28 protein-coding genes are annotated in these 26,429 nt (G+C 62.3%); 12 read left to right on the top strand and 16 right to left on the bottom strand.

Annotated features, from left to right (window positions below):
• Nucleotides 1–136: 136 nt before the first annotated feature.
• On the top strand, nt 137–946 hold the full coding sequence (locus tag ACU0FH_RS07120; protein WP_446193980.1) for a protein-disulfide reductase DsbD domain-containing protein: 810 nt from the start codon (nt 137–139) through the stop codon (nt 944–946).
• A 6-nt stretch (nt 947–952) separates the two neighbouring features.
• On the top strand, nt 953–1,372 hold the full coding sequence (locus ACU0FH_RS07115) for an NUDIX hydrolase (protein ID WP_446193979.1): 420 nt from the start codon (nt 953–955) through the stop codon (nt 1,370–1,372).
• Here ACU0FH_RS07115 and ACU0FH_RS07110 read toward each other — a convergent pair.
• The 5 genes from ACU0FH_RS07110 to ACU0FH_RS07090 all read right to left on the bottom strand — a co-directional run bounded on the left by ACU0FH_RS07110 (nt 1,369) and on the right by ACU0FH_RS07090 (nt 8,288).
• Nucleotides 1,369–4,770: an efflux RND transporter permease subunit gene (locus tag ACU0FH_RS07110; protein WP_446193978.1), complete on the bottom strand. Its 3,402-nt coding sequence runs from the start codon at nt 4,768–4,770 to the stop codon at nt 1,369–1,371. The two genes, ACU0FH_RS07115 and ACU0FH_RS07110, sit on opposite strands and share 4 nt — an antisense overlap.
• Nucleotides 4,771–4,774: 4 nt before the next feature.
• Entirely contained in the window at nt 4,775–6,232 is a 1,458-nt protein-coding gene (locus tag ACU0FH_RS07105; protein WP_446193977.1) for an efflux RND transporter periplasmic adaptor subunit, read from the bottom strand.
• 112 nt (nt 6,233–6,344) lie between these two features.
• The gene (moaB, locus tag ACU0FH_RS07100; RefSeq protein ID WP_446193976.1) at nt 6,345–6,887 is read right to left on the bottom strand and encodes a molybdenum cofactor biosynthesis protein B; all 543 of its coding nucleotides are present in this window, start codon (nt 6,885–6,887) and stop codon (nt 6,345–6,347) included.
• A 28-nt stretch (nt 6,888–6,915) separates the two neighbouring features.
• A complete protein-coding gene (locus ACU0FH_RS07095; protein WP_446193975.1) occupies nt 6,916–7,515 on the bottom strand; it encodes a metallophosphoesterase family protein in 600 nt (199 codons plus the stop codon).
• Nucleotides 7,512–8,288 (bottom strand): uracil-DNA glycosylase, encoded by a 777-nt coding sequence (locus ACU0FH_RS07090; RefSeq protein WP_446193974.1) that lies wholly within the window; start codon nt 8,286–8,288, stop codon nt 7,512–7,514. The genes ACU0FH_RS07095 and ACU0FH_RS07090 overlap by 4 nt, the downstream gene beginning before the upstream one ends.
• Before the next feature lie 53 nt (nt 8,289–8,341).
• On the opposite strand from ACU0FH_RS07090, the gene ACU0FH_RS07085 reads away from it, so the two are divergent.
• The 7 genes from ACU0FH_RS07085 to ACU0FH_RS07055 all read left to right on the top strand — a co-directional run bounded on the left by ACU0FH_RS07085 (nt 8,342) and on the right by ACU0FH_RS07055 (nt 13,160).
• Nucleotides 8,342–8,965, top strand: coding sequence for a hypothetical protein (locus ACU0FH_RS07085; RefSeq protein WP_446193973.1), 624 nt, complete (start codon nt 8,342–8,344; stop codon nt 8,963–8,965).
• A 71-nt stretch (nt 8,966–9,036) separates the two neighbouring features.
• On the top strand, nt 9,037–9,978 hold the full coding sequence (locus ACU0FH_RS07080) for an aspartate carbamoyltransferase catalytic subunit (RefSeq protein ID WP_238370929.1): 942 nt from the start codon (nt 9,037–9,039) through the stop codon (nt 9,976–9,978).
• Nucleotides 9,975–10,508: a hypothetical protein gene (locus tag ACU0FH_RS07075; RefSeq protein WP_446193972.1), complete on the top strand. Its 534-nt coding sequence runs from the start codon at nt 9,975–9,977 to the stop codon at nt 10,506–10,508. Before ACU0FH_RS07080 ends, ACU0FH_RS07075 begins: the two co-directional genes overlap by 4 nt.
• Nucleotides 10,502–10,930 carry a hypothetical protein gene (locus ACU0FH_RS07070; protein WP_446193971.1) on the top strand — a complete coding sequence of 143 codons (429 nt, stop codon included), beginning with the start codon at nt 10,502–10,504 and terminating at the stop codon, nt 10,928–10,930. The genes ACU0FH_RS07075 and ACU0FH_RS07070 overlap by 7 nt, the downstream gene beginning before the upstream one ends.
• 4 nt (nt 10,931–10,934) lie before the next feature.
• Complete coding sequence (gene pyrC, locus ACU0FH_RS07065; RefSeq protein WP_446193970.1) at nt 10,935–12,227, top strand: dihydroorotase; 1,293 nt, start codon at nt 10,935–10,937, stop codon at nt 12,225–12,227.
• Nucleotides 12,227–12,832, top strand: coding sequence for a glycerol-3-phosphate 1-O-acyltransferase PlsY (plsY, locus tag ACU0FH_RS07060; protein WP_446193969.1), 606 nt, complete (start codon nt 12,227–12,229; stop codon nt 12,830–12,832). Before pyrC ends, plsY begins: the two co-directional genes overlap by 1 nt.
• Nucleotides 12,833–12,893: 61 nt before the next feature.
• Nucleotides 12,894–13,160, top strand: coding sequence for a hypothetical protein (locus ACU0FH_RS07055; protein ID WP_446193968.1), 267 nt, complete (start codon nt 12,894–12,896; stop codon nt 13,158–13,160).
• Here the strand turns inward: ACU0FH_RS07055 and ACU0FH_RS07050 are convergent.
• The 3 genes from ACU0FH_RS07050 to ACU0FH_RS07040 form a co-directional block, all read right to left on the bottom strand.
• Nucleotides 13,154–14,524, bottom strand: coding sequence for a glutamate--cysteine ligase (locus ACU0FH_RS07050; protein WP_446193967.1), 1,371 nt, complete (start codon nt 14,522–14,524; stop codon nt 13,154–13,156). The genes ACU0FH_RS07055 and ACU0FH_RS07050 overlap by 7 nt on opposite strands.
• Nucleotides 14,525–14,587: 63 nt before the next feature.
• Entirely contained in the window at nt 14,588–15,115 is a 528-nt protein-coding gene (locus tag ACU0FH_RS07045) for a hypothetical protein (protein WP_446193966.1), read from the bottom strand.
• Nucleotides 15,112–15,831 (bottom strand): 16S rRNA (uracil(1498)-N(3))-methyltransferase, encoded by a 720-nt coding sequence (locus ACU0FH_RS07040; RefSeq protein WP_446193965.1) that lies wholly within the window; start codon nt 15,829–15,831, stop codon nt 15,112–15,114. Before ACU0FH_RS07040 ends, ACU0FH_RS07045 begins: the two co-directional genes overlap by 4 nt.
• 11 nt (nt 15,832–15,842) lie before the next feature.
• Here ACU0FH_RS07040 and ubiA point away from each other — a divergent pair, with 11 nt between their 5' ends.
• From ubiA to ACU0FH_RS07025, 3 genes are all read left to right on the top strand, one after another.
• A complete protein-coding gene (gene ubiA, locus ACU0FH_RS07035) occupies nt 15,843–16,805 on the top strand; it encodes a 4-hydroxybenzoate octaprenyltransferase (protein ID WP_446193964.1) in 963 nt (320 codons plus the stop codon).
• A 67-nt stretch (nt 16,806–16,872) separates the two neighbouring features.
• On the top strand, nt 16,873–18,861 hold the full coding sequence (locus ACU0FH_RS07030) for an OmpA family protein (protein ID WP_446193963.1): 1,989 nt from the start codon (nt 16,873–16,875) through the stop codon (nt 18,859–18,861).
• Complete coding sequence (locus tag ACU0FH_RS07025; protein ID WP_446193962.1) at nt 18,854–19,192, top strand: hypothetical protein; 339 nt, start codon at nt 18,854–18,856, stop codon at nt 19,190–19,192. The genes ACU0FH_RS07030 and ACU0FH_RS07025 overlap by 8 nt, the downstream gene beginning before the upstream one ends.
• A gap of 9 nt (nt 19,193–19,201) precedes the next feature.
• On the opposite strand, the gene ACU0FH_RS07020 is transcribed toward ACU0FH_RS07025, so the two are convergent.
• The 8 genes from ACU0FH_RS07020 to ACU0FH_RS06985 all read right to left on the bottom strand — a co-directional run bounded on the left by ACU0FH_RS07020 (nt 19,202) and on the right by ACU0FH_RS06985 (nt 26,376).
• Entirely contained in the window at nt 19,202–20,095 is an 894-nt protein-coding gene (locus ACU0FH_RS07020; RefSeq protein WP_446193961.1) for a DMT family transporter, read from the bottom strand.
• Entirely contained in the window at nt 20,092–20,535 is a 444-nt protein-coding gene (locus ACU0FH_RS07015) for a molybdenum cofactor biosynthesis protein MoaE (protein ID WP_446193960.1), read from the bottom strand. The genes ACU0FH_RS07020 and ACU0FH_RS07015 overlap by 4 nt, the downstream gene beginning before the upstream one ends.
• A gap of 4 nt (nt 20,536–20,539) precedes the next feature.
• Nucleotides 20,540–20,785 carry a molybdopterin converting factor subunit 1 gene (gene moaD / locus ACU0FH_RS07010; RefSeq protein WP_238370916.1) on the bottom strand — a complete coding sequence of 82 codons (246 nt, stop codon included), beginning with the start codon at nt 20,783–20,785 and terminating at the stop codon, nt 20,540–20,542.
• Nucleotides 20,785–21,450 carry a CDP-diacylglycerol--glycerol-3-phosphate 3-phosphatidyltransferase gene (gene pgsA, locus ACU0FH_RS07005; RefSeq protein ID WP_238370915.1) on the bottom strand — a complete coding sequence of 222 codons (666 nt, stop codon included), beginning with the start codon at nt 21,448–21,450 and terminating at the stop codon, nt 20,785–20,787. Before pgsA ends, moaD begins: the two co-directional genes overlap by 1 nt.
• Before the next feature lie 48 nt (nt 21,451–21,498).
• Nucleotides 21,499–23,367 (bottom strand): excinuclease ABC subunit UvrC, encoded by a 1,869-nt coding sequence (gene uvrC, locus ACU0FH_RS07000; RefSeq protein WP_446193959.1) that lies wholly within the window; start codon nt 23,365–23,367, stop codon nt 21,499–21,501.
• Between the two features lie 298 nt (nt 23,368–23,665).
• The gene (locus tag ACU0FH_RS06995; RefSeq protein WP_446193958.1) at nt 23,666–24,445 is read right to left on the bottom strand and encodes an SDR family oxidoreductase; all 780 of its coding nucleotides are present in this window, start codon (nt 24,443–24,445) and stop codon (nt 23,666–23,668) included.
• A gap of 14 nt (nt 24,446–24,459) precedes the next feature.
• Entirely contained in the window at nt 24,460–25,407 is a 948-nt protein-coding gene (locus ACU0FH_RS06990) for a calcium/sodium antiporter (RefSeq protein ID WP_446194162.1), read from the bottom strand.
• Nucleotides 25,408–25,578: 171 nt separating this feature from the next.
• A complete protein-coding gene (locus ACU0FH_RS06985; RefSeq protein ID WP_238370913.1) occupies nt 25,579–26,376 on the bottom strand; it encodes a S49 family peptidase in 798 nt (265 codons plus the stop codon).
• Between the last annotated feature and the right edge of the window lie 53 nt (nt 26,377–26,429).

The raw sequence follows: 26,429 nt of genomic DNA, 5'->3' as shown, positions 1-26,429 counted from the left end.
CCGAACGCTCCGATCCGGCAGCGGTTCCATGACAGCATGGCCCTCGCTGCCGGGAAGGGCAAGGGACACATCCCTTTTGCTTGACCTGACCGCAACGTGACTTGGCATTTCACCGTTTTGCGGCCATCTAGTATCGATGATCAGACTGATAGCCATTATCGCCATACTTGGCCTATTGCAGACGCCTGCGCCCCTCACCGCTCAGGGATCTCTGGAAGAGATCGTGCGCGTCGACGTGCTCGATGGCGGGCGAATGGCCGACGGCAAGGTACAGGCGGCGCTGAAACTCACGCTTGCGCCCGGCTGGAAAACCTATTGGCGCGCCCCCGGAGATGCGGGCATTCCACCCGAGTTCGACTGGAGCGGGTCGAGCAATATCACCGCCGCCGCGCTGGTCTGGCCAACGCCCGAGGTATTTCACCTCGGTGGGTTGCGCAGCATCGGCTACAAGCACCAGCTTGTGCTCCCGGTGATCGTCACGCCAAAAGAGCCGGGCCAGCCCATCCGTCTTTCAGGCAGGATCGATTTCGGCGTCTGCAGCGATGTCTGCATCCCTGCCTCGCTCAGCTTTGACAGCGCACTGGAACCGGGCGCAAAGCGCAACCCGGCAATTGCCGCGGCGATGGCCGCGCGTCCGCTTTCCGCGAACGAGGCCGGTGCCGGAAAAGCCAGATGCGCCCTGAAACCGACGGTGAACGGCATGGAAGTCACCGCCGAGATCGACCTGCCCCCGACTGGCGGCACCGAAGTCGCCGTGATCGAAACCGGCAATCCGAAACTCTGGGCCTCCGAACCGGTTGTGACCCGGTCCGGCAACCGGCTGCGGGCAACGAGTGAACTGGTTCATGTCGAAGGCAAGCCCTATGCGCTCGACCGGTCGGCCCTGCGCCTGACGGTGCTTGGCAGCAGCCGCGCGGTTGACATCCGAGGGTGCGAGTCCCGATAACGGGGCATGACCAGATCCCCGATACTAGGTGCCATTGCCGTCATCCTTCATCAGGACCGGGTGCTTTTGGTGCGGCGGATCAAGCAGCCCGACGCGGGGCTCTGGGGCTTTCCCGGTGGCCATGTGGAATGGGGTGAGACCGCTCTCGACGCGGCTGCACGCGAGGTGCAGGAAGAAACCGGCGTCATCGCGAAACCGCAGGAATACCTGACAAATGTGGACGTGATCCTGCCCGATGCGAGGGGCGGCACAGCGGTACATTTCCTGCTGACGGCGGTGCGCTGCGCCTATGTCTCGGGCACGCCGGTTGCGGCCGATGACGTGAGCGACGCGGACTGGTTCCCGGTGGACGACGTCCTGTCGCGCAAGATCGAGATGAGCGAGTCGGTGGATGAGATGGTCCGGCTGGCGCAGGCACGGATCTAGGCCCGGCGCATCCGGCCAGAGCGACGGAAGAACATGACCGCAACTGGATAGGCCGCCAGAAGCACTGCCAGCGCGCCTGCCACGAAAAGTGTCAGCGCGGCCTGCAAAGGTGCGGTCGCCGCGAAGCCGGGCATCAGGGCCGCAAGCGGTTGCGCAAGCGCCCCAGTCACCAGCACCCACCCCATCGTCGCCGCCAGCCATGCCAGCAATACGACTGACATACCGCCGGCGACGCCCCGCATCGCCCCGCTACGCGGCCCGAGGGCGCGGCGAAAAGAGGCAAGCGGCCGGATGAAATCGGCCTGTATGGCAATCAGCGCAGGCACCACGAGCAAAACGAGAACCATGCCAAAGCCAAGCCCATAGACCAGCGTGATCACCGTGGGCTTGAGGAACTGGGCCTGGGTGGATTGCTCGTAGAGCAGCGGCGCCAGACCAAGCACCGTCGTCAGCGTGGTCAAGAGAACAGGTCGCAGCCGGTCCGCCGCGCCCGCGACGATAGAGGGAACAAGCCCCCTGTCACGCGCGTATTCGTCGATGGTCGTGACCAGCACGATGGAGTCGTTGATAATGATCCCGGTCATCCCCAGAAGCCCGACGACCGTGAACATCGATAGGGGTGTCTCCCAAAGCGCATGACCCCAGATCGTCCCCACCAGACCGAAGGGAATGATCGCCATCACCACCAGCGGACGGGTCCAGCTTGAAAAGACCCAAGCCAGCGTCAGGTAGATACCCGTCAAAACGAGGATCAGCCCGGTCATGGCGTCGCTGAGAAATTCGTCCTCCTGCTCGCTGAGACCGGCCAGATACCATTCCACTTGCAGCACGCTGGCAATCCTTGGCAGGATCTCGGTTTCCAGCTCGGTGTTGATCTCGGCGGCGCGTTCCGGGTCATCCTCGGAAATGTCCCCGGTCACGCTGATGACCCTAACCCCGTTTTCACGACGAACCGATGAAAAGCCGGTGCGCTGCTCGACGCTGACGATGTCGGCAAGCGGCACGTAACCACCGCCCGGCATGCGCATTTGTGTGCGCTCGAGAAAGTCCGCCGTCAGTTCGGATTCGGGCAGTTCCACACGGATCTTGGCACTACGCGGCCCGTCGGGATAGGTCGCGGCCTCGATCCCGTTCAGCCGCGAGCGCAGCGCCGGCGCAAGGGCTTCGATGGTAAAGCCGACCGCCTGCCCCTGCGGGGTCAGGTCAAGCACCAGCTCTTCCTTGTCATAGGCAAGGTTGTCCTCAATCCCCGAAACTTCGGGGAACCGGGCCAGTTCGGTCTTGAGCGCCTCGCTCGCGGCCTTGAGCGTCTGGACATCCGCCCCGTAGAACTGGACCGAAAGCGCATCGCCCCCCGGTCCGGACCGCCAGCTTCTAAAGGACACGGTTTCGGCCATCGGGTGATTGACGACCTTTTCCTGAATGTCCTTTACGAAGGCCGATGCAGAATAGGGCCGCAGGTCCGCATCGATCAGTTCGATGCTGATCGCGCCAAGCTGGTCCGGATCCTTGTTGTCGGCGCCGTTCAGTCCGGGCCATGCGTTGCCGCCAAGCTCGGCGATCACGTAATCCAGCGGGCTGATGCCATATTCGGCCTCATATTCAGCGGCAACCTCGTCCGTGGCGCGCTGCAATTCCCGCATCATCGCGATTGAATCGGCGCGGGTCGCCCCCTCGGCCATCATGAAGTTGCCGGTCACCGAGCCGCGCTCGGGGCCGCTGAAGAACCGCCACTGGATATCGCCACGAATGAAAATGGCGACCTGGCTTGCCAACAGCGCCACTGCTCCGGCCAGCACCACGTAGCGGGCTTTCACGACCCCACGCATCAGCGGCGTAAACAGGTTCTCACGCACCCAGACAAAGCCCCAGTTCACGTAACGGTTCGGCAGGTCATACCAGTGCTGGCGCGCCGAATGGGTGACCGCGTGGCTCATGTGATTTGGCAGGATCAGGAAGCATTCAACCAGCGAGGCGATCAGCACGACAATCACGGTAAAGGGAATGTCCTTGATCATGTCGCCGAACCGACCGCCGATGGACGTCAGGCCGAAAAAGGCGATGACCGTCGTGACCGTTGCGGCAAAGACCGGCATTGCCATGCGCCGGGCCGCATTTTCCGCCGCGACGACACCCGGCTCGCCCAGCCGTCGGGAGCGAAAATCCACGTGCTCGCCCACGACAATTGCGTCGTCGACCACGATGCCCAGTGTCAGGATCAGCCCGAAGAGACTGATCATGTTGAAGGTCAGCCCAAAGGCGTACATCAGCGCGATCGCCGCGAACATGGCAACGGGAATCCCGGCGGCCACCCAGAATGCGATGCGCGCGTTAAGGAAAAGGAACAGCAGGCCTACAACCAACGCCAGCCCCATCAACCCGTTATCGACCAGCAGGTTGAGACGACCGGTAATGGCCTCGGCCCGGGTGCGGATCAGATCGATCTTGACCCCTTCGGGCGCGGTGGTCTGCATCCGCGCCACGACTTCTTCGACCGCATGCTGGATGCCCACGGCGTCGCCCTGATCGGAACGATCCACACGGATCGAAACCGCCGGGTTGTCGCCGACGAAATAGGTGCGCGACCGGTCGGTTCCCTCGACACGAATGGTGGCGACATCGCCAATGGTCAGGGTAGAGCCATCAGCGTTCGACCGCAGGACGATGTTCGCAAGATCATCGGGTGTGCGTTTTTCGGTCCCGGCCCGTACCCGCGCATTGGCGCCCTCTACGTCGCCAGCGGGGTTGGCCGAAACCTCGGCCCGCACCGCCGTCGCGATCTCCGACATGGTCACGTCATAGCCCACCAGCCGTGACGACGGCACCTCGATCACCGTATTGGGCGCGGCCACCCCGCGCAGTGTCGTTCGCGTCACGCCGCTGGCAAAGAGCCGCGCGACAAGTTCGTCGGCCAGCAGGGCCAGTTGCTGCGCATCGAGCGGACCACTGATGACCACATCGGTCACCCGGTCGCGCCAGACAGCCCTTTGTATCGTTGGCTCTTCGGCCTCGTCCGGAAAGGTTGAAATACCGTCGATGACGCTCTGGATGTCCTCGACCGCGCGTCCTGAATCCCAGCCCGGCTCGAACTCGACAGTGACCTGCCCCCATCCCTCATGCGAAACGGCATAGGTGTTTTCGACACCCTCGACCGACAGCAGCGCCGGATCGAGCGCCTGTATGATGGCGCTGTCCACGTCCTCGGGACCCGCACCCTCCCAGACAACGTTCACGTTGATGTTGCTCGACACCACGTCCGGAAAGAACTGGGTGCGCATGTTGGGCATCGCCGCCACGCCCAGCACCAAGAGCAGCACCAGCAAAAGGTTCGCCGCCGTCCGGTGGCGGGTAAAGTAGGACAGCAACCCGCCCGCCGAGCGCGGAATATTCCGGGCCATTGTCCTAGCCCCCGATCCTAGATTCGATACGGGCCACAAGCCCTGCCGGCACCTTATCGCTGCTGAGCTGCGCCAGCATACGCGCCTTCATCTCGGCCGGCATGCCTTCGTTCGCTTCGACAAAGGCCACCAGCTTGCTGCGCCGTTCCTGGCTCAATTCCAGTAGATCCGAAGGCGGCTCATCGTCGGACGGTGGCAGGTTCAGCGGACGCACCCGGATCCCCGGTCCCAGAACCGGCGTGCGGTCAACCACGACCAGTTGACCGGCAAGGCCTTGGCCCCGCACCAGCACGTCATCGCCCTGACGGCGCACAAGCTCGACCGATAGCGACTGCAACCGGTCGCCATCCTCCAGAACCAGCACCGTATTGCTTGAATCCAGCGCCGATGCGGGCAAGAGCGCGACCTCCGCCAGCGGCGGTTCGTCCACCTTGACGATCACGAAGTCATCCGGTTTGAAACCGGGTGCAGGATCGAGCTGCGCATAGAGCATTCGGCCAAGCTGGCCCTCCCCGGCGCGGGCATTGTCGCGGCTGATCTGCCCTTCGGCCTGTAGGTCGGCGCCATTGGCATCCAGCGTCACCCGCACCGGTGCCTTGATCAGCGATCCGTCGCGACCAAGCAGCCGCGCGTATTGCGAAGTCGAGACGCGAAACGACACTTCGAGCGCGGTGCCATCGACGATATTGCCCAGCATTTCGTTCACGGAAACCAGACCGCCCTCGACGACATTCACATCGCTGAGCGTACCGGCGAACTCCGCCGTGATCACCGTATCTTCAAGATCGCGCTGCGCGTCCTGTTCGGCAAGCTGCATCCGGGAAAGATCGGTCTTTGCCTGATCGATGCGCAGCTCTGCCTGTGCCAGCGACAGGCGGCTGGCCAGCACGGCTTGCCGGGACGAGGCCGCCGCAAGCTCGGCGCTTTCCACCGTCGCCGATGTTGCCACACCGCGCGTTTCCAGATCGATCTGCCGCTGGTAGGCACGTTCCTGAAGCTCCGCCTGTTCCTCGGCGGCGGCCAGCGTGTCGCGGGCAAGGTCAAGCGAGCGCTCTGCATCGCGCAGCTCTGTCTCTGCGTCCTGAAGATTGCTGCGCGCCGTTTCCAGTGCCGACTGTGCGTCCTTGGGGTCGATCCGCAGAAGCATGTCGCCCTGTTCGACCACGCCGCCTTCTTCAAAGGACGCGGCGAGTTCGACGACACGACCGGCCACGGGCGAGCGGATTTCAAGGGTGCGACGGCTCTGTACCTGACCGAAAACTTCCAGCTCGGGGACAACGGTTTCCAGCCGGGCCTCTTGCAGGTTCACTGCAAAGACCCGTTCGTTCGGGGGCATCTCGCGCCCCTCCTGAGACATCCTGTCCTGCACCGCGAGGAAAACGCTCTGCACGGCATAAATCACCAGTGCCAGCGCGAGCGCCGACAGAAACAGGCCGATCAGTGTTTGACGCAGGAATCTCATGCTTGATCAACGTACCCTTATTCCACCGTGACCTGGCCTGTCCGGCACAAGGATACCGGCTGCCGCTTGCGCGGCACAGACAGGGTCACATTCCCTTATACGCCGGGAACGCCTATTTCCGTCGCTGATTTTCCGTTAGGCGCGGAAAAATCTCGACAAAATTGCAGGGTTTGTGACGATAGTCGAGCTGATGGCACAGAATTTCGTCCCATGCATCTTTGCAAGCCCCCGGGCTACCGGGCAGCGCAAAGAGGTAGGTTCCGCCTGCCACGCCACCCGTGGCGCGTGATTGAACCGCGCTGGTGCCGATTTTTTTCATCGACACAATGGTGAAGACCGTGCCAAAGGCATCGATCTCTTTTTCATAGACGTCGCGATGCGCTTCCACCGTCACGTCGCGCCCGGTGAGACCGGTGCCGCCCGTGGAAATCACCACGTCCACGTCAGGGTTGGCGATCCAGTCGCGCAGATGGGCGCCGATCGCCGCGCGGTCATCCTCGACGATCCGCCGGTCGGCCAACACGTGCCCCGCCTCGGACAGCCTGTCCACAAGCACCTGCCCCGAGCGGTCATCTTCCATGCTGCGGGTATCCGAAACCGTCAGCACAGCAATCCGTACCGGCATGAACTCCCTGACCTGCGCGCTCTCGGGCATCTTGCGTCTCCTTGGGGGTGATTGTGGGTCAGTCCGGAATTTCGAACCAGTTCGGCATCGGTCCAAGGTTCACCACTGGCGTCTCGCCGATCTGGCCCGTTTCTCCCCAACTGTCGTGGATGTGACCGCAGACCGCCAACCGGGGCTGAATGCGCCGGATCGCGTCACGGATCGCCACGGACCCGACAGAGAGACCGCTAGAGGTCGAATCCGCTACGCCCTTTGGCGGGGAATGCAGGATCAGGATGTCCGCCGCTTTGCATTCCTTCAGCATGTCGGCGGCAGTTTCTTCGTCGAGGTCGCAGGACCAGTCGCCAAACGGAGTCTCGGGCACCCCGTAGCCAAGCCCGAAGAGCCGCAGGCCCGAGATCGTCATGCCCTGACCGTGCAGCACCGCGAAACCCTCGGGCACCGCCGCGCGCAATTCGTCCGCGCTCTCGGCATTGCCGGGCACAAGGACTGTGGGGCGGCGTATCTCACCCAGCATGTCCATCGCCAAGTCCAGACCCTGCCGCATGTTACAGAAATCGCCGGCACCGATGACCAGGTCCGCGCTGTTGCCCGCTTCGACCAGTTCGGCGGCCCGCGCCGTATCGAGGTGCAGATCGGAAAAGGCCAGAATTCTCATGATGTACTCCGTTTCAGCCGGGCGTTCAGTTCCAGCAGGTCTGCCCATGCCATTTTTTTGTCTCTCGGCCGTCCGAGAAGCTGCGCTGGATGCAGCATCGGCAGCACCGGAAGGCCCCATATCTCGGCCCAGTGGCCGCGCAGCCGCGAAATCCCCCGCTTTTCCAGCACCGCGTCGCAGGCCGTGTTTCCCATCACGATGAGGAACTCGGGTGCCGCCAGCGAGACATGACGTTCAAGAAAGGGGCGCAGCATCGCAAGCTGGTCGGGCCGTGGTTCATGATTCTGCGGCAGACGCCATGGCAGCGCCGTGGTGACGTAAACGCTCTCGGATCGGCTGAGGCCAATGGCCGCCAGCATCGCATCGAGCAATTCCCCCGGCTTGCCGACAAACGGACGTCCAGCGCGATCCTCGTCGCGGTCCGGCGCGTCTCCGATGATCATGACACGTGCGCCCGGTGTACCGTCACCGAACACAAGGCTGCGCGCGCCTTTTTTGAGATCGCAATGCTCAAACGCGGCCAGCGCGGCATGCAGGGCGTCCAGCGAAGCGGCCGCCTTTGCCGCCGCGCGCGCTTCGGCCACGGCATCCACCTCGACGTCCTCGATCTGGGCCACGGCCTGCGAGACGCCGGAGGGTTGCGCCGGTTTCGGCAAAGCGTCTGGCAGGCTGTAGCGATCGATGGGTGCATCGCAGATCGCCTCGGTCGCGCCAAGTTCGATCTGCCATTCCAGCATCGCCCGCGCTGCTTCGAATTCCTGATATGATTCCATTCCCAGCACCCTATGATCTGGACAATTCAGGTTCCAGTGCCAAGTGATACAAGATGTCCCCCGCTTTCCGACCCAGCCTGTCCCGATGGATTCGCAACCTGCATCTAGGCGCGTTGCTGGTGCTTTTCACCGCTGTATTCCTTGCCGAATATGCCGGGGCGCAGGGCAGCCTGCTTGACCCGCCCGCCGGAAGCCTGAGACAGCAGCGCCCCCCGGGCAGCCTCAACCCGCTGCCCCCCTCAAACGGCATGACCCGTTCCGGGCGCATCCCGCCGATTCCCGAACCCGCTTTGCCTGACCTCTCGGGAGGGCTGAAACCCTTTCCGCGGATTGAGCCGCCCCAGTTGAACCTGCCCGACCGGCGCTGCCTGCCCGGTGAATCCGGTGGTCTGGCGTCGAATTGCATTCCCGGGGCAGAGATCTGCTCGAACGGTCTGACCTGCGCGCCGGGCAGCCGCTGTTCCATCGGCGGCGGGTGCATTCCGGCCAACGCGACGGATTGCGGACAGGGGCGGTATTGCCCGGCCAACAGCCTATGTCTCGAGGCAGGCGGATGTTCGGCCATCGGGGCGACCCGCTGCACCGAGGGCACGATCTGCGCGCCCGGCACAAGGTGCACCGACACCGGCAGTTGCTCGCCCACGCAGCGCCCGCCGATCCGCCCCGGCTCGCGCTGAGCCCTTAATCCCGGTTGATGCATCCCCGTCCAGATGCAATAAGCAGATGATCACAAGACAGCGAGGCCCACATGACCTTTTCCCACCGACATCTTCTGGGAATAGAGCATCTGGCCCCGTCGGATATCACGGCCGTGCTGGACCTTGCCGACACCTATGCCGATCTGAACCGACAGCCACAGAAACATGGCGATGCGCTGGCTGGCATGACGCAGATCAACATGTTCTTCGAAAACTCGACGCGCACGCAGGCCAGTTTCGAACTGGCCGGGATGCGGCTTGGCGCCGATGTCATGAACATGTCGATGCAGACCTCCTCGGTCAAAAAGGGTGAAACCCTCATTGATACGGCGATGACGCTGAACGCGATGCATCCCGATCTGCTGGTGGTGCGGCACCCGTCGTCGGGGGCCGTCGATCTGCTTGCGCAAAAGGTCAATTGCGCGGTGCTGAATGCAGGTGATGGGCGTCATGAACACCCGACGCAGGCCCTGCTCGACGCGCTTACGATTCGCCGTGCCAAGGGTCGGCTGCACCGTCTGAACATCGCGATCTGCGGTGATATCGCCCATTCGCGCGTGGCACGTTCCAACATCCTCTTGCTCGGCAAGATGGAGAACCGCATCCGCCTAATTGGTCCCCCGACGCTGATGCCCTCGGGCATCGGCGAATTCGGTGTCGAAGTCTTCGAGGACATGAACGAGGGCCTGCGCGACGTGGATGTCGTGATGATGCTGCGGCTTCAGAAAGAACGCATGGATGGCGGTTTTATCCCCTCGGAGCGCGAATATTACTTCCGCTACGGGCTCGACAGCGAAAAGCTTGGCATGGCCAAGGAAGACGCCATCGTCATGCACCCCGGTCCGATGAACCGGGGCGTCGAAATCGACGGCACGCTGGCGGATGACATCAACCGATCCGTCATTCAGGATCAGGTCGAGATGGGCGTCGCCGTGCGGATGGCCGCAATGGACCTGCTTGCCCGTAACCTGCGACAGAGAACCGCCGCATGAGTGAAACGATTTCAGTCCCGGCAGGCGAGCGCCGCGTCGTTCGGGTTTTTGCCTTGGACATGCGCCCGGAACAGGTGCGGTTCCTGCGCGAAGAACCCGGCGCGATAGCCGATGCGCTTGGCGATGGCGATCTTGATCCCGATCACGTGGTCATCCTCAAGATCTCCGATCTCGACGAGGTCGGGCTTGCCGGCTACCTCACCGAAGGCAGCGGCGTCGATGCCGCCGAGGTCGAAGCCGCGCGCGAAAAGCTCGACGCGCTTTATGGGCATGTTCTGATCCTGCACTCCCGTGCCTTTCATGATCGCCCGGCCGAGCTGCATCCCGCGTCGCGCCTACGGCTTATCGCCACCTTCGGACGCCCGGCGACGGACTGGAGCGGCCCGCCGATTGAAACCGAAAGCGCGAAGCCACAGGCACGACCGCCCTCGCCCAGAGAGGCGCGTGGTCAGGCCCGCCGCATCGGTGCGATCGTCTTTGCCGTCTTCGTGGCGCTGGTCCTGCTCACCTTCGCGATGGTGCTATGGTAACAGCGGCCCCCCTTCGTTTCCGCGTTGATCGGGCGGCCTATTTCCACAGCCAGACCAAGGTCGCGGCGCTGGCGATGGGTGGCGCGATGGGCGTGCTCTGGCTCTTGGACGATCCCAACGTCTGGGTCGGCGCTGTCGCCGGTCTGGCCGCCATCGCCTTTCGCGGCTGGTTCCTCGCCTCCGAGGAACTGCCCGTCGTCTGGGAGGTGCGAGGTTCGCGCCTGATCGGTCCCGGCGGGCGCGAGGTAAAACTCGACGAAATCAGCAAATTCAGGACGATGGGCAGCTTTGTCCAGATCGTCACCATGACCGGGGAAAAGCATCTGATCAAGTATCAGGCCGATCCCGCCGCCACCATCGCTGCGCTGCGCCGCGCCCAGTCCGTCTGCGGACAGGATGCCCCAGCGCCCCGGAGGACCTGACAGTATGACAACCCTTTTTAAAAACGCCCGGCTGATCGATCCCGAGGCCGGCAGCGACGAACTCGGCGCGCTTCTGGTGCACGACGGAAAGATTCTTGCATCTGGCGAGGAAGCGGAGGTCCCTAAAGACATCGACCGTGCCGGGCTGGACATCGTCGAGTGCAATGGCAAATGCCTCGCGCCCGGGATCGTCGATATCGGCGTGAAGGTCTGCGAACCGGGCGAGCGGCACAAGGAAAGCTATCGCTCGGCAGGGCTGGCTGCAGCAGCGGGCGGGGTCACCACGATGGTCACCCGCCCCGATACGACTCCCGCCATCGACACGCCCGAGGTTCTGGAATTCGTCCGTCGCCGCGCGAACGAGGCCGCGCCCGTCAACGTGCTGCCGATGGCCGCGCTGACCAAGGCCCGCGAAGGGCGCGAGATGACCGAGATTTCCTTCCTTTTGGATGCCGGGGCGGTCGCCTTTACCGATTGCGACAACGTGATCCGCGATACCAAGGTGTTCAGCCGTGCGCTGACCTATGCCCGGTCCTGCGGCGCGCTGGTCATCGCCCACCCGCAGGAACCGGGACTAAGCAAAGGCGCCGCCGCGACCTCGGGCAAGTTCGCCAGCCTTCGCGGCCTGCCTGCCGTGTCCCCTATGGCGGAACGCATGGGGCTGGACCGCGACATCGCCCTGATTGAGATGACCGGCGCCCGCTACCACGCGGATCAGATCACCACCGCCCGCGCGCTTCCCGCGCTGGAACGCGCCAAGAAGAATGGGCTCGACATCACCGCCGGTGTGTCGATCCACCATCTGACACTGAACGAGCTGGACGTCGCCGATTACCGGACCTTCTTCAAGATCAAGCCGCCGTTGCGCGCCGAGGACGACCGGCTGGCGGTGATCGAGGCTGTGGCCTCCGGCCTGATCGACATCATCTCGTCCATGCACACCCCGCAGGATGAGGAATCCAAACGTCGCCCGTTTGAAGAGGCCGCCAGCGGCGCGGTTGCGCTGGAAACACTGCTGCCCGCTGCACTGAGGCTGTACCACTCGGGCCAGCTGAACCTTCCGCAACTGTTCCGCGCCATGTCGCTGAACCCCGCGCGTCGGCTGGGGCTGGACTCGGGTCGCTTGTCTCAGGGCGCTCCGGCCGATCTGGTGCTGTTCGACGCGAACGTACCCTTTGTGCTGGACCGCTACACGCTGCATTCGAAATCGCAGAACACGCCCTTTGACGGGGCACGGCTTCAGGGCCGGGTGCTGGCCACCTATGTGGCGGGCCAGCCCGTTTACCGGAGAGACTGATGCCCGTTCTGGATACCGCGCCGATTCTCCTGCTGCTTTGCGCCGTGATGGGCTATGTGCTTGGGTCGATCGCCTCGGGAATGATCCTCGCCCGCGTCATGAACCTTGGCGATCTGCGCAGCATCGGTTCAGGCAATATCGGTGCCACGAATGTTCTGCGCACCGGCAACAAGCTCGCGGCGGCGCTGACGCTGCTGTTTGACGGCGCCAAAGGCGCTGTTGCCGTTCTGATCGCGCGTCAGATCGGTGGAGAGGACGCGGCACAGATCGCCGGCCTCGCCGCCTTCATCGGTCATTGCTACCCGGTCTGGCTTGGGTTCAAGGGCGGCAAGGGCGTTGCCACTTTCCTTGGCCTGTGGCTGGCGCTCGCATGGCCCGTCGGGCTCGCCTGTTGCGCCGTCTGGTTGCTGACCGCGCTGACTACGCGCATCTCGTCGCTGTCCGCGCTGGTTGCTGCCGCAAGCGCTCTGGTCTGGGCGATAGTCTTCGACCGCTCTGAAACGCTATTGCTGGGCGCGCTTGTGGTAGCGCTGGTCTTCTGGCGCCATCGCAGCAATATCGCCCGGCTCATGAACGGCACCGAACCCCGGATCGGCAGCAAATAGTTTGCGACGGAAAGTCCGGCCACATGCGTTCAACCTTTCGTAACGAGTGAAAGGTTCCCCCTTGCCCGACGTCATCGCCGCCTTCCATGCGCTACCGTCAGGCACACATACCGCGAAGTATCAGGGCGCGCGCTACGTCTTTTCAAAGACGAGCTTTGCCAATGGGAAAAGCTGGAAACTGGTGGCCGAGCAACTGGACGGGTCCAATTACATCAGCCTTAACCTGTACGCACTGCAGGACCGGACCGTGATCCGGCCCTGCGAGATGTCGCTATCCAAGGTCTGCGATTTCATTCTGGGTCTGCGCCCGGAACCCGAAGATCAATAGCTGTATTCGCCGTAGATCCGGCTGAGATCACCGTTCCAGTCACCGTTGTAATGCTCAAGCAGTTCATCGGCGGGCACCTTGCCGCTTTCGACGCTTTCCTTCAGCGCGTTCAGGAAATGAGTCTCATCCGGCACCATGCCGCCCGCACCCTTGCGGCCCCGTGCCTTTAACCCGCTTTCGGAAATTGCCACCACTTCGCGGGCCAGTTCGTGCATGTCGATACCGTCGACCTTTGCCTGAAGCCCCTGATCGGCTGCCGCCACGCGGAGCGCTTCACGGGTGGGGGCATCCCAGCCCTTGACCAGATCCCAGGCCGCGTCGAGCGCCGACTGATCATAGGTCAGCCCAACCCAGAACGCCGGGAGCGCACAAAGCCGCCGCCACGGGCCACCGTCGGCACCGCGCATCTCGATGAATTTCTTGATCCGCGCCTCGGGGAACAGCGTCGTCAGGTGATCGGCCCAGTCCGAAAGCGTCGGCGTCTCACCCGGCAGCGCGGGCAGTTCGCCATTCAGGAAATCGCGGAACGACTGGCCCAGCGCGTTGATATACTGCCCGTTGCGATAGACAAAATACATCGGCACATCGAGCGCGTATTCCACCCAGGATTCGAACCCGAAACCTTCGTCGAAAACAAACGGCACCATGCCGGTGCGATCCGCATCCAGATCGCGCCAGACCCGAGAACGCCATGATTTCAGCCCGTTCGGCTTACCTTCGAAAAACGGCGAATTCGCAAACAGCGCGGTTGCAACCGGCTGCAACGCAATCGCGACGCGCAGTTTCTGCACCATGTCCGCCTCGGAGGAGAAATCGAGGTTGACCTGAACCGTGCAGGTGCGACGCATCATAGTCCGGCCCATCGTGCCGACCTTTTGCATATAGCCGTCCATCAGCTTGTAGCGGCCCTTGGGCATCAGCGGCATATCTTCGTGCTTCCACTCGGGCGCCGCGCCCAGACCGATGAAACCGACACCGACCTTGTCCGCGACATCCTTGACTTCGCGCAGGTGGTCATTCACCTCGTCGCAGGTTTCATGGATGGTCTCGACCGGCGCGCCGGAAAGCTCCAGTTGCCCACCGGGCTCAAGCGAAACGTTGGCACCGTTTTTTTCAAGCCCGATCAGCTTGCCCTGTTCCGTGACCGGCGCCCAGCCGTGCACATCGCGCAGACCTTCCAGGACCGCGCGGACAGAGCGTTCGCCTTCATAGGGAATCGGCTTGTGCGTATCCTTGCAATACCCGAACTTTTCATGCTCGGTTCCGATCCGCCAATCGGCCTTGGGTTTGCAGCCATCGGCCAGGTATTGGGCCAGTTGTTCGTGCCGCTCGATCGGGCCACCGCCGGATTGGGGAATGGACATGAGAGATAGGTTCCGTTCTCGTTGTACCGTAGCGGCCAGAAGTGGGACGAATTCGCCGGAGTGTCAATGCAGCCTTTGGTTCACTGGGCGCAGTGGCACCCTCTCCCAGATCACGACAGGGTGAAGGGTTTTACCCTGAAGATGGCTGAGCATGCGTTCCGTCCGGATACCGGGAAGCGCTGAAAACGCATCGAAAAGCGCCTCGGACCCGGCAGCGTTCACCGGGATGTTCAGCGCGGGCTGTTCCTTTTGGCTAAGCACCCAATGCGGCGGGCGGGCCGTCGGATCAAGCGTCAGGCGTTCGATATCTCCAAGCGCCACGGCACCGCCGGTCAGCGGTCCGAAATAGGCGATCTGGCCTTCATCCACCGTCACTACGCCCGGGCCATCCTCGGTCTTGCGGAACCGGGCCCGTTGCGCACCGATCACGACCAGGGCGATACCAATGGCGATGGCGACCCAGCCGACTAGGCCCAGCAGCCCGCGCGGGCCAAGCACCCATGACAGACCCACCAGGGCGACGGCGATGCCGGTCAGCACCTCGCGCCAGCGCCAGATCGCGTCGCGCGCCTCGGGCCGGATAAAACTCATCTCCAATCCCCCCTGTGATACTGCCAGAGCGTGATCGCCGCTGCCGCAGCCGTATCCGCCCGCAGGATGCGCGGACCAAGGCTTAGCGTGCGGGCAAATGGCTTTGATGACAAACGCGCCCGTTCTGCATCGGAAAACCCGCCTTCGGGTCCGATCAGGATCGCGGCGGGCCCGGTGTCATCGGCGAAACCGCTGGGTGTACCGGCTTGCGCCTCGTCACAGAAATAGAGCGTCCGGCGCTCTGGCCAGTCGGCCAGCAGCCGGTCTAGCTTGTTCAGATCGGTCACTTCGGGCACCACCGTCGCGCCGCATTGCTCCGCCGCCTCGACCGCATGGGCCTGCAACCTGTCTTGCCGGATTCGCTCGGAGTTGGTGAATTCGGTCTGCACCGGGACGATCCGCGCCGCGCCCAGTTCCACCGCCTTTTCCACGATGAAATCGGTGCGCGCCTTCTTGATCGGCGCGAAGAGCAGCCAGAGATCGGGCGGTTCCTGCAGCGGCGCGGTCTGCTCGAGAATATTCAGCAATCCGCCGCGCTTGCCAGCCTCGACCACCTCGGCCAGCCATTCGCCTTCATGCCCGTTGAACAGCAGGATCTGCGCCCCCTGCCCCAGCCGCATGACCCCGAACAGGTAATGCGCCTGATCGCGTTCCAAAGGAACCGTTTGCCCCTGCCCCAGAGGGTGATCTACATACAGTCTGATTTTCGCATTCATGGAATGGATATATGCAAGGCAACGCCCCGACACCAGATGGACAGGTTGCGGATGCGGCACGCGGCAACTGGGTCGATCTTTACGCTCCTGCAGCGGCGCGTCCCTATCTGCGACTTTCGCGCGCCGACCGGCCCATCGGCACATGGCTCTTGCTGCTGCCCTGCTGGTGGGGATTGGCGCTGGCCATGCTGGCCGGACAGGATCCGCGCTGGGAAGATCTCTGGATCTTTGTCGGCTGCGGTATCGGTGCTTGGCTGATGCGGGGCGCGGGCTGTACGTGGAACGATATCACGGACCGAGACATCGACGACAAGGTGGCGCGGACCCGGTCGCGTCCGATCCCGGCGGGCGCGGTGACTGTGAAACAGGCACTGGCCTATCTGGTCACCCAGTCGCTGGTTGCCTTTTGCATCCTGCTGACCTTCAACACCGCCGCGATTGGACTTGGCATCCTCAGCCTGTTGCCGGTGGCGGTCTATCCCTTTGCCAAGCGATTTACCTGGTGGCCGCAGGTTTTTCTGGGGCTGGCGTTCAACTGGGGTGCGCTGCTGGCCTGGACCGCCCATAGCGGATCGCTGGGCTGGCCTGCGATCACGCTCTACCTCGCCGGGATCGCCTGGACGCTTTTCTATGACACGATCTATGCCCATCAGGATACCGAAGACGACGCGCTGATCGGCGTGAAATCCACCGCGCGCCTGTTCGGGGCCGACTCGCCACGCTACCTGAAATACTTTCTCGTGATCTGTGTCACCCTGATGGGGCTGGCGATCATACAGGCGCTTCTGGGTCAGGTTTCGGTGCTTGCACTGGTCCTCGCGCTTGCAGGCCCCTGGGCCATGGGATGGCATATGGCGTGGCAATTGCGCGGCTTCGACCCCGAGGACAATGCGAAGATGCTTCGACTGTTTCACGCAAATCGCGATACCGGCCTTATTCCGCTTATCTTCTTCGCATTTGCCCTGTGCGTTTGATTGATCCCCTAGTCCCGTGCCGTTATGAATTCGCCAGTTTCACAAGAAGGAAGGCAAACCGAGTTCAATGCGTTTATCGGTTCTCTTCATCAGCGGTCTGACCTTTGTAGCAGCTGCTGGAATTAGCCTCGCCGCTTCGGGTTTCATTGCAACGGCCGTCGAAGAATCCTCGGAAATCGCGGTACGCGGGGCGCTCGATTCGCACGGGCACGACTGGACCGAGGTCGAAGCCGATGGTCTGCGTGTCATCCTGACCGGAACGGCCCCGGACGAAGCCACCCGGTTCAACGCCGTCACCACGGTGGCAGAGGTTGTGGATACCACCCGGATCGTCGACCAGATGGATGTCGAGGCTAGCAAGGCGCTTGCGCCGCCGCGTTTCTCTGTCGAAATCCTGCGAAACGCGAGCGGGATTTCGATGATCGGCCTGATCCCTGCCGCCACCGATCGCGATGCGCTCGTGGAACGGCTTGAGGATATCGCCAAACCCGCACCGGTCAGCGACCTGATGGAAGTTGCCGACTACCCCGTGCCGGATGGCTGGGAAGACGCGATGGCCTATACGCTTTCCGCCCTGTCGCAGCTGCCGCGTTCAAAGGTGTCCATCGGTGTCGGGCAGGTCACGATCAACGCCGTGGTCGACAGCCCCGAGGCGCGCAAGAAACTCGAAGATACCCTGAATCGCGCAGCACATCCCGGTCTTAATGTCCGGCTGGAAATCTCGGCCCCGCGCCCGGTCATAACGCCCTTTACGCTTAGGTATATCATCGACGACGAAGGCGGCCGGTTCGATGCCTGCTCCGCCGATACCGAAGAGGCACGCGATAGGATTCTCGTGGCCGCCGAGGCCGCCGGGAATACGACTGGTGCGCGCTGTGTCATCGGTCTGGGTGTGCCCTCGCCGAACTGGGCCGAAGCTGCTGTTCAGGCCCTGAACGCGGTGGGCGAACTTGGTGCGGGCTCGGTCACTTTTGCCGATGCGGACGTGACACTCGTGGCGCAGCAAGGTACCGATCCCGCCCTGTTCGACCGCGTCGTGGGCGAGCTGGAGGCCGACCTGCCGTCGGTCTTCGTGCTGCATGCGGTGCTGCCGGAGCCCGAGTCGAAAGACGAAAACATCACGCCGGAATTCACTGCCACACTCAGCCCCGAAGGGCTTGTCCAGCTGCGTGGGCGTCTCAACGACGAAAACCTGCAGCGTATGGCCGACAGCTATGCCAAGGCGCGGTTCGGCTCTGCCAGCGTCTATTCCGCTGCCCGGACTGCCGAGGGGCTGCCCGGCGACTGGCCCGTGCGGGTGCTTTCGGGAATCGAGGCGCTGTCGCGTCTTGTTCAGGGTGTCGTGGTCGTGACCCCGGAAAGCCTCAAGCTGCGCGGTATCGCAAATGACGAGAACGCCAGCGCCGAGATTTCCGGCCTGCTGGCCGACCGTCTGGGCGAAAATGAAACCTATGATCTCGAAGTCGCCTATCAGCCGCCGCCGCCGCCGGCAGATGAGCCGAAGACACCCGAGATGTGTGAAGCGGATATTGCCGAGGTTCAGCGGTCGACCGGCAAGATCACCTTCGAACCGGGCTCTGCCACCATTGCGGCAGAATCGCTGGATACGATGAACGCGATTGCCGACATCCTTGCGGAATGCGGCGACCTGCGGATCGAAATTCAGGGCCACACGGACAGCCAGGGCCGGGAATCGATGAACCAGCGTCTCAGCCAGGACCGCGCGCAATCGGTGCTGAATGAATTGCGCGCCCGCCGGATCCTGACGTCAAGCTACACTGCAAAAGGCTATGGCGAAGCAAACCCCATCGCGGATAATGGTACCGAGGCCGGGCGCGAGAATAACCGGCGGATCGAATTCCGCCTGATCCTGCCTGAACCGACGCAAGAGACACCGTCAACGCTCGACGCCGTCGCGCGCGAGGCCGCCGCGGAGGATGGTGCGACGGAAGAAGACAGTTCGGTCGATGACGCTGCGGACACGGCGGAATCCACGCCCGACGCCGAGACGGAGGAAAAGGCGGAATCGCCCGAAGAAGGATCAGAAAGTGAATAGAATAGAATTCATCATCCCGACGGCTATCGTCCTGTTCGTCGCCTTCGCGGCGGGCTGGTTCGCGAACTGGCTGGTGCACAGGTTTACCCGTGTCAGCCCACAGGATGTGAATGAGCTGGACCGCATGAGCCAGGAGTTGCACGAGGCAGAAGAGACCCGGGATCAGGCGATTGCCTACCTGCAGCAGCGCGAATCTGAACTGTCGAACCAGCTGAGCCAGACCGAGGCCGAGCTGCGCGCCGCGATGGACGGGCTGCGCGAGGCCCGGCACGAGGCCGAAGAGATGCGCCGTTACGTCGAGCATATTCAGGCGCAGCATACCAAGGTCTGAGCCTGCACGCTATCCGGTAGCGAGCGACGCCTGCTCAAGCGGATGCCGCGTTGTCCAGACAATGTAGACCGCCAGCGTCAGCACCACCAGCGGGCCCCCGATCCACATGGCCGGCCCCGGTGCTTCTCCGATGCCGTAATAGACCCAGACCGGGCCGAGCATCGTTTCGAGAAGAATAATCAGGCTGACGTTCGCGGCCTGAGTCAGCCGGGACGCTGCCGACATCGCAAAGAAGGAAAACGGCAGGATAAGCAGACCGCAGACAAGGATCGGCCAGAGGTGTCCATCTGCCATGCCCTCGGGCCCCGCCCTCATGATACCCCAGAATCCGGCCAGTGCGGCGCCACTGCCTACGCTTAGCAGGATCGGAAGGTCAGGACGCAAGCGGAACACCACGAAACTCAGCGCGAGCATGGCCGCCACAAGCAATCCGCAGCCCGCGCCAAGGATGATTTCGGTTCTGCCGCTGATGTCGAACCCGTCCCCCACCGCAGCGATGACGATCCCAACAAGCACAAGCGCCGTGGCCACCCAGGTCGCCCGGCGGGTATGTTCGCCGATGATGACGCGGCTGAAAAAGGCGGCCCAGATCGGCACGGTGGCCACCGCGATCAACACGACCGAGACTGGCGCAAGCGCCACGCCGGTCGAAAAGCCCCATGCATTCAGCGACTGCGCGAGTATGGCGGTGATCCCCGGCAGGCTGAACAAAAGCCGCGTGTCGGCGCGACGGTCGCGGCTGGTGATGGCCCATATCAACAGGAAGACAGCCGCCATCAGCGATCCGCGCCAGCCCACCATCGCCGGTCCGGAAAACTCGGACCATCGCATGAACAACGTATCAGGCGTCAGGACGAGCACGCCGACAAGTGCCACCAGCTTGCCTTTGAAAGAGGGATTCATTTCCAGCGATTCAAGGCGGCTTCGTCATCTTCGCGAGCCGCGACCCATTCGGCCCCGTCGCGCGTGATTTCCTTTTTCCAGAAAGGCGCGCGGGATTTCAGGTAATCCATCAGGAATTGCGCCGCCTCAAATGCATCTCCGCGATGCGGCGCGGCGGTGGCGACCATCATGATCTGTTCGCCCGCGGCGAGGCGTCCGTGACGATGAATGACCAGCGCATCAGCCAGCGACCAGCGTTCCATCGCTTCTTCGGCAATGGCGGTGAGGGCGGATTGGGTCATGCCGGGGTAATGCTCGATCTCCATCGCCTCAAGCCCGCCGGACACATCGCGGACGATTCCGGTAAAGGTGACCACCGCGCCTGCACCGTCTAGATCGCGGGCAAAGGCCTCCGCCTCGAACGCAAAATCAAAGCTGTCGGACTGGATCGCCACCCGCACGGGATCAGCCCCCGGTCATTGGCGGGAAAAAGGCGACCTCGCGCACGCCGGCCAGCGGCGCGTCGAAATCCGAAAGTTCTTGATCCACAGCCACCCTTAGAGCGCTCAGATCAGCGAAAGCGGCCTCATAACGGGGTTCACGCGCCCGCAGTTCATCGACCAGTTCTGTAACGGTCGCTGCGTTGGTCTCGATCTTGTCCTTCGGCGCGCCGATCCGCTCACGGACCCATGCGAAGTAAAGTACATCCATCAATTCACCTCCCGCAGAAATGGCAATGCCTTGCGCAGGTAGTCGAACCCGGTGATGAGCGTCAGCCCGGCCGCGACCCACAAGAGCCAAAGACCGATGCGGCCCGCCCAGACTTCGCCAGCCGATTTCCAAAGCAACCCGTTCGTGTCACGAACGTCGCCCGCGAAGACCCCATTGATGGTTTCCTGTTCCATGCCGGTCAAGGAAATCACCAGGAAATGCTCGAAAATCCCCTGAGAGAACAGCACCGCGATGGCGATCATTTGCGCTGTCGTTTTCCATTTGGCAAGCGCGGTCACTTTCAGCGTGCCCGCCGTATCCCCAAGAAACTCACGCAAGCCCGATACGAACACTTCGCGGAACAGGATGACCGTTGCAGGCAGCACAAGCCAGGGCGACATCGAGGAATACCCGACGATGACCATCAGCGCGATGACCACCATCGCCTTGTCGGCAATCGGGTCCAGCATCGCGCCCAGTTTCGTCACCTGTTTCCGGCTTCGCGCCAGATAGCCGTCAAACCAGTCCGTGACGGCCGCACTGATGAACAGGATAAGCGCGATCCAGTCCGCATAGGGGCGTTCGAAATAAAGGAACATGACGGCAAGGCAGGGTGCCGCCAAAAGACGTAGCGTGGTCAGGATATTAGGCAGCGTCCATTTCATATGTTTCACCTACAAGGAAGGCACGGCATTGAAAAGCACTACCCTGCCTCAACCGCGATCGTGAAAGAAATCATAGATCGTTTCCGCAAGCGTGTCGGAAATTCCATCGACTGCCTTGAGATCGGCAAGATTTGCGCGGGATACCGCCTTGGCCGATCCGAAATGCGCCAGCAGCGCCCGTTTGCGCGTGGCCCCGACACCGGGCACATCGTCCAGCGGCGTCGCGCCGATAGCCTTGGCGCGCTTGGCGCGATGGGTGCCGATGGCAAAGCGGTGCGCCTCGTCCCGCATGCGCTGCACGAAATACAGCACCGGGTCATTGCGGCGCAGCGCAAAGGGGCGTTGGCCGATCCGGTGGAATTCTTCCTTGCCCTGATCTCGGTCGATCCCCTTGGCGACGCCGACCATCGGGATATCCTCGACGCCGTGCTCACGCATGATCTCGGCCACGGCGCTGACCTGCCCCGCGCCACCGTCGATGAGCAGTAGATCGGGCCACATGCCCTTGTCACGGTCCGGGTCTTCCTTGATCAGGCGCGAGAAACGCCGGTTCAGCACCTCTTTCATCATGCCAAAGTCGTCACCCGGCGTCAGGTCGTCCCCGCGGATATTGAACTTGCGATAGCTGTTCTTCATGAACCCTTCAGGCCCGGCGACGATCATCGCCCCGACGGCATTGGTGCCCTGAATGTGGCTGTTGTCATAAACCTCGATGCGCTGCGGCGGCCCTTCGAGCCCAAAGGCCTCGGCCAGACCGCTCAGCAATTTGCCCTGTGTCGCGCTTTCCGCCATCCGTCGGGCAAGCGATTCCCGTGCGTTGCGCAGCGCACCCGAAACCAGTTCGGACTTTTCGCCACGCTGCGGCAAGAGGATCTCGACCTTGCGACCGGCCTTGTCACTCAAGGCCTGCACCATCAGGTCTTCGTTCTCGATTCCGTCGGACAGGATAAGCTGACGGGGCGGTTCCTTGTTGTCGTAAAACTGACCGAGAAATGCCTCCATGACCTCGGCCGGGGCGACATCCGGACCGACTCGCGGGTAAAAGTCCTTGTTGCCCCAGTTCTGGTTGGCCCGGATAAAGAAAACCTGAACGCAGGCCTGCCCGCCTTCCATGTGCAGCGCGATCACGTCTGCCTCGGTCACGCCCCTCGGATTGATCCCCTGGCTCGTCTGTACCTGCGTCAGGGCCCGGATTCGATCACGCAACCCGGCAGCGCGTTCGAACTCCATCGCCTCCGAGGCAGCGGCCATCTGGCTGGCAAGGTCTTCCTGCACGCGGGTCGAACGGCCACTCAGGAATTTTTCGGCATCCGCGACTGAGGCCGCATAATCCTCGGCCGAGATGTAATCGACGCAGGGCGCAGAGCAGCGTTTGATCTGGTACAGCAAGCAGGGGCGCGTGCGGGAGTCGAACATGGAATCCGAGCAATTGCGCAGCAGGAACGCCTTTTGCAACTGGTTCAACGTCCGGTTCACTGCCCCGGCGCTGGCAAACGGGCCAAAATAGGCCCCCTTCTCCTTCTTGGCGCCGCGGTGCTTCTTGATCTGGGGATAGGGGTGATCCTTGGCCACAAGAATATTCGGGAAACTTTTGTCGTCGCGCAGCAGCACGTTGTACTTGGGCTTGAGCTGTTTGATCAGGTTCTGCTCAAGCAGCAGCGCCTCGGTTTCCGTCCGCGTCGTCAGGAACATCATCGCCGCCGTATCGCGGATCATCCGCTCGATCCGCGGCGAATGCCCGCCGGGGCGCGCATAGTTCGACACCCGCGCCCGCAGGTTCCGCGCCTTGCCGACGTAGAGAACCCGCGCCTGCGAATCCAGCATCCGGTAGACGCCCGGGGATGAGTCGATTGTCTTCAGATAGCCCTGAATGCAGGCATAACCGGTCACATCGTCTCGCGTATCGGTATCGGGCATTTCACTCATGCTCCACAGATATGATTCCCGCGCGCTGGCTGCAATCTTGCGCGCGCGGGATCAACCCGAAACAAATCCACGGTTTCTGTGGATAACTACGATGATAACTTTGGGGCATGCGGAAATTTTCATTAGTTTCGGGCGGGTTCGCTGATTTGCCCAATATTTGTGCGCGGCGACAATTTACTGATTTTAGGGCATTCTTTTTCTGCTAGCGCCCAAAACGATGATATCAAACGATAAATTTTTACACTTTTGTAACGACTTGGCTCTGCGTGCAAAACTTTCTGCGAATTTGCTATTCAGGGCCCTGCACATCCGGCGTCTGCCAGGCCAGATGCTGCCCGCCATCGACGCAAAGCATCTGTCCGGTAACCCCCGGCGCGTCCAGAAAGTAGCCCAGCGCCGCGGTGATATCCTCGGGATTCGAACCGCGTTTCAGCACTGTACGCGATCTTTGCTCCGCGAATCCTTCCGCGCTTTGCCGTTCGCCCTGAAGGGTCGGGCCGGGACCGATTCCATTGACCCGGATCGCCGGGGCAAGTGCCCGCGCCGTGGTCTGTGTCAGCGTCCAGAGGGCAGATTTCGCGAGGGTGTAGCTCATGAAATCCGGCGTGAGCTTTCGCACCCGCTGGTCGATCATGTTCAGGATCAGCCCCACTGCAACCGGTTCGCCAGCGGCGTCGATTTCGGGTTGCAGGCCTTGCGCGGCCATCGCCTGGGTCAGAACGAAAGGCGCCCGCAGGTTGCTTTCAAAATGACGGTCCCAACTCTCGCGACTGGCCGATGCAACATCATCCTGTTCGAAAATGGAGGCGTTGTTTACGAGACAGGTGATGGCGCCGCCCAACGCTTCGACAACTTGGGGGAATAATTGCGCGACTGAGTCTTCGTTCAGAAAGTCTGCCTGCACCGCGACCGCCTTGCGCCCCATCTTCTCAATCTCGGAAACAACCTCCTGCGCCCCGTTCCGAGAGCCCGCGTAGTGAACCGCTACGTCAAAACCCCGACCCGCGAGATAAAGCGCCATCTCACGGCCCAGTCGTTTTCCGCCTCCTGTGACCATTGCCCGTTTCATGCCGTGCCTCCGTATCAGGTGAGGACGATGACAAGATAGGCCGCGTAAAGGCCGGTCAATACAACGCCCCAGCGCCGGGTGAGATCACGCCCGAAAAAGACAAAGGGGATCAGCACCAGCGAGGCACCGAGCATCACCCAAAGATCGAAATACAGGAACTCCGGGTCGACCGGGATGCGTCCGAAGAATGTCGCGATGCCGATGATGGCCAGCAGGTTGAAGACGTTCGACCCGATCACATTGCCCAGCGCCACATCGGCCTGCCGCCGGAGGGCGGCCATGACCGTCGTTGCCAGCTCTGGCAAGGACGTCCCGATCGCCACCAGTGTCAGACCGATCGCGGTCTCGCTCACGCCATAGGCACGCGCTATCACACTGGCGTTTTCGACAAGCAGATTGGCACCCAGCGGCAGGCCAATCAGGCCCAGCGCAAGGTAAAGACAGATCCGCCAGTACGGCATGTTCGGATCTGCCTCTTCCGGAAGATCATCTTCATCGTCCTTACAGGCCCGGCGGTGGGCCCTCGCATCGCGAAACTGATCGAAAAGCACCAGCGCTATCCCGGCCAGCAGGATCAGACCGGACCAGACCGTGAAGGTGCCAAAGAACGCCAGCCCGATGAACAGGACAGTCCCCATGAGCATGAAAACATAGGTCTTGCGCGTATCGCATTCGCTCGTGTGCATCCGCGCGAGAATCGCCGGGATGCCAAGCACCATCAAAACGTTCGCCGTATTCGACCCGACCACGTTCCCAAGCGCGATGCCCGGCAGGTTGTCCCGGATCGCGCTGATCGAGATGAGAAGTTCCGGCGCGGAGGTGCCGAAGGCGACGATTGTCAGGCTGACGATCAGAGCCGGGATACCCAGCCGCAAAGACAGGTTCACCGCACCGCGCACAAGAGCATCGCCAGCCAGAAGCAGGATAACCAGCCCCAGCGCCGTCAGGATCCAAGGCATGATCAACGTTTCTTACTCCCCCCGCACGCGCATGGCCCCTTGCCGATCCTGTAGCGCCCGCATGATGGGCATTTCGCGTCACTCAGTCGTTTCGCGCCCGGAAGTCTCAACCGCCCGAACATCGCCAGCACGCCCATCACGATAAGGAAAAGAAGTACAATCTTGAGGATCACGTCAAAGGCCAAAACGGGCGAATTCCGCCCGCTCCTCGATGCTTCCGATGGCGTCCTGCGCCAGTGACGCGCCAAAGCGCGATAGGAAGGGCCGCTTCATCGCATAGCGGCGGAATTTGGTCTTTTCGCCAAACCGGGCAAGCATCTTGGGTTTCAGATGTCCAATCCCGTCGATCAGGCCAAGTTCGGCGGCGCGCCGCGCCAGCCAGATTTCCCCAGTGAAAAGATCATGCTTGGTATCAAGCTTCTCGCCCCGGCGCGATTTAACGTAGGAAATGAAGTTGCCGTGCATGTCGTCCAGCAGGGTCTTGAGACGCGCCACGTCTTCGGGATTTTCAGGGCTGAACGGGTCGAGCATGGATTTCGATTTGCCAGCCGTATATACGCGTCGTTCAACCCCCTGCCGGGCAAGGAATACATGGGCGCCGAACCCGGACGAGATTACCCCGATGGATCCGAGCACAGAACAATCATCGCCATAGATCTCGTCCGCCGCCGCGGCGAGCCAGTAGCCGCCAGACGCAGCAACATCCTCTACAAAGGCGAATACCGGAATGTCGTTTTCCTCGGACAGGCGGCGGATGCGCGCGCCGATCAGTGAGGATTGCACCGGCGATCCGCCGGGCGAATTGATCTCAAGAGCCACAGCGACGGGTTTGCCGCGCTTGAATGCTTTTTCAAGGATCGGGGCCAATGCCGCATCGGTCAGCGAGGCACGCCCCGCCATCCCGATAGTTCCGCTCATCCGCACGACCGATACAATCGGCGGTTTTTTGATAAAGGGCAGCCGTAACATCATGAAGACGGATGTAGATTGGCGACTGCCCCTAAACAAGGTGTGGGGCCAACTTG

This window comes from Heliomarina sp. (genome assembly GCF_052826185.1).
Note: the sequence above shows the minus strand (reverse complement) of the source record. Positions and strands in the feature narration are given on the sequence as shown.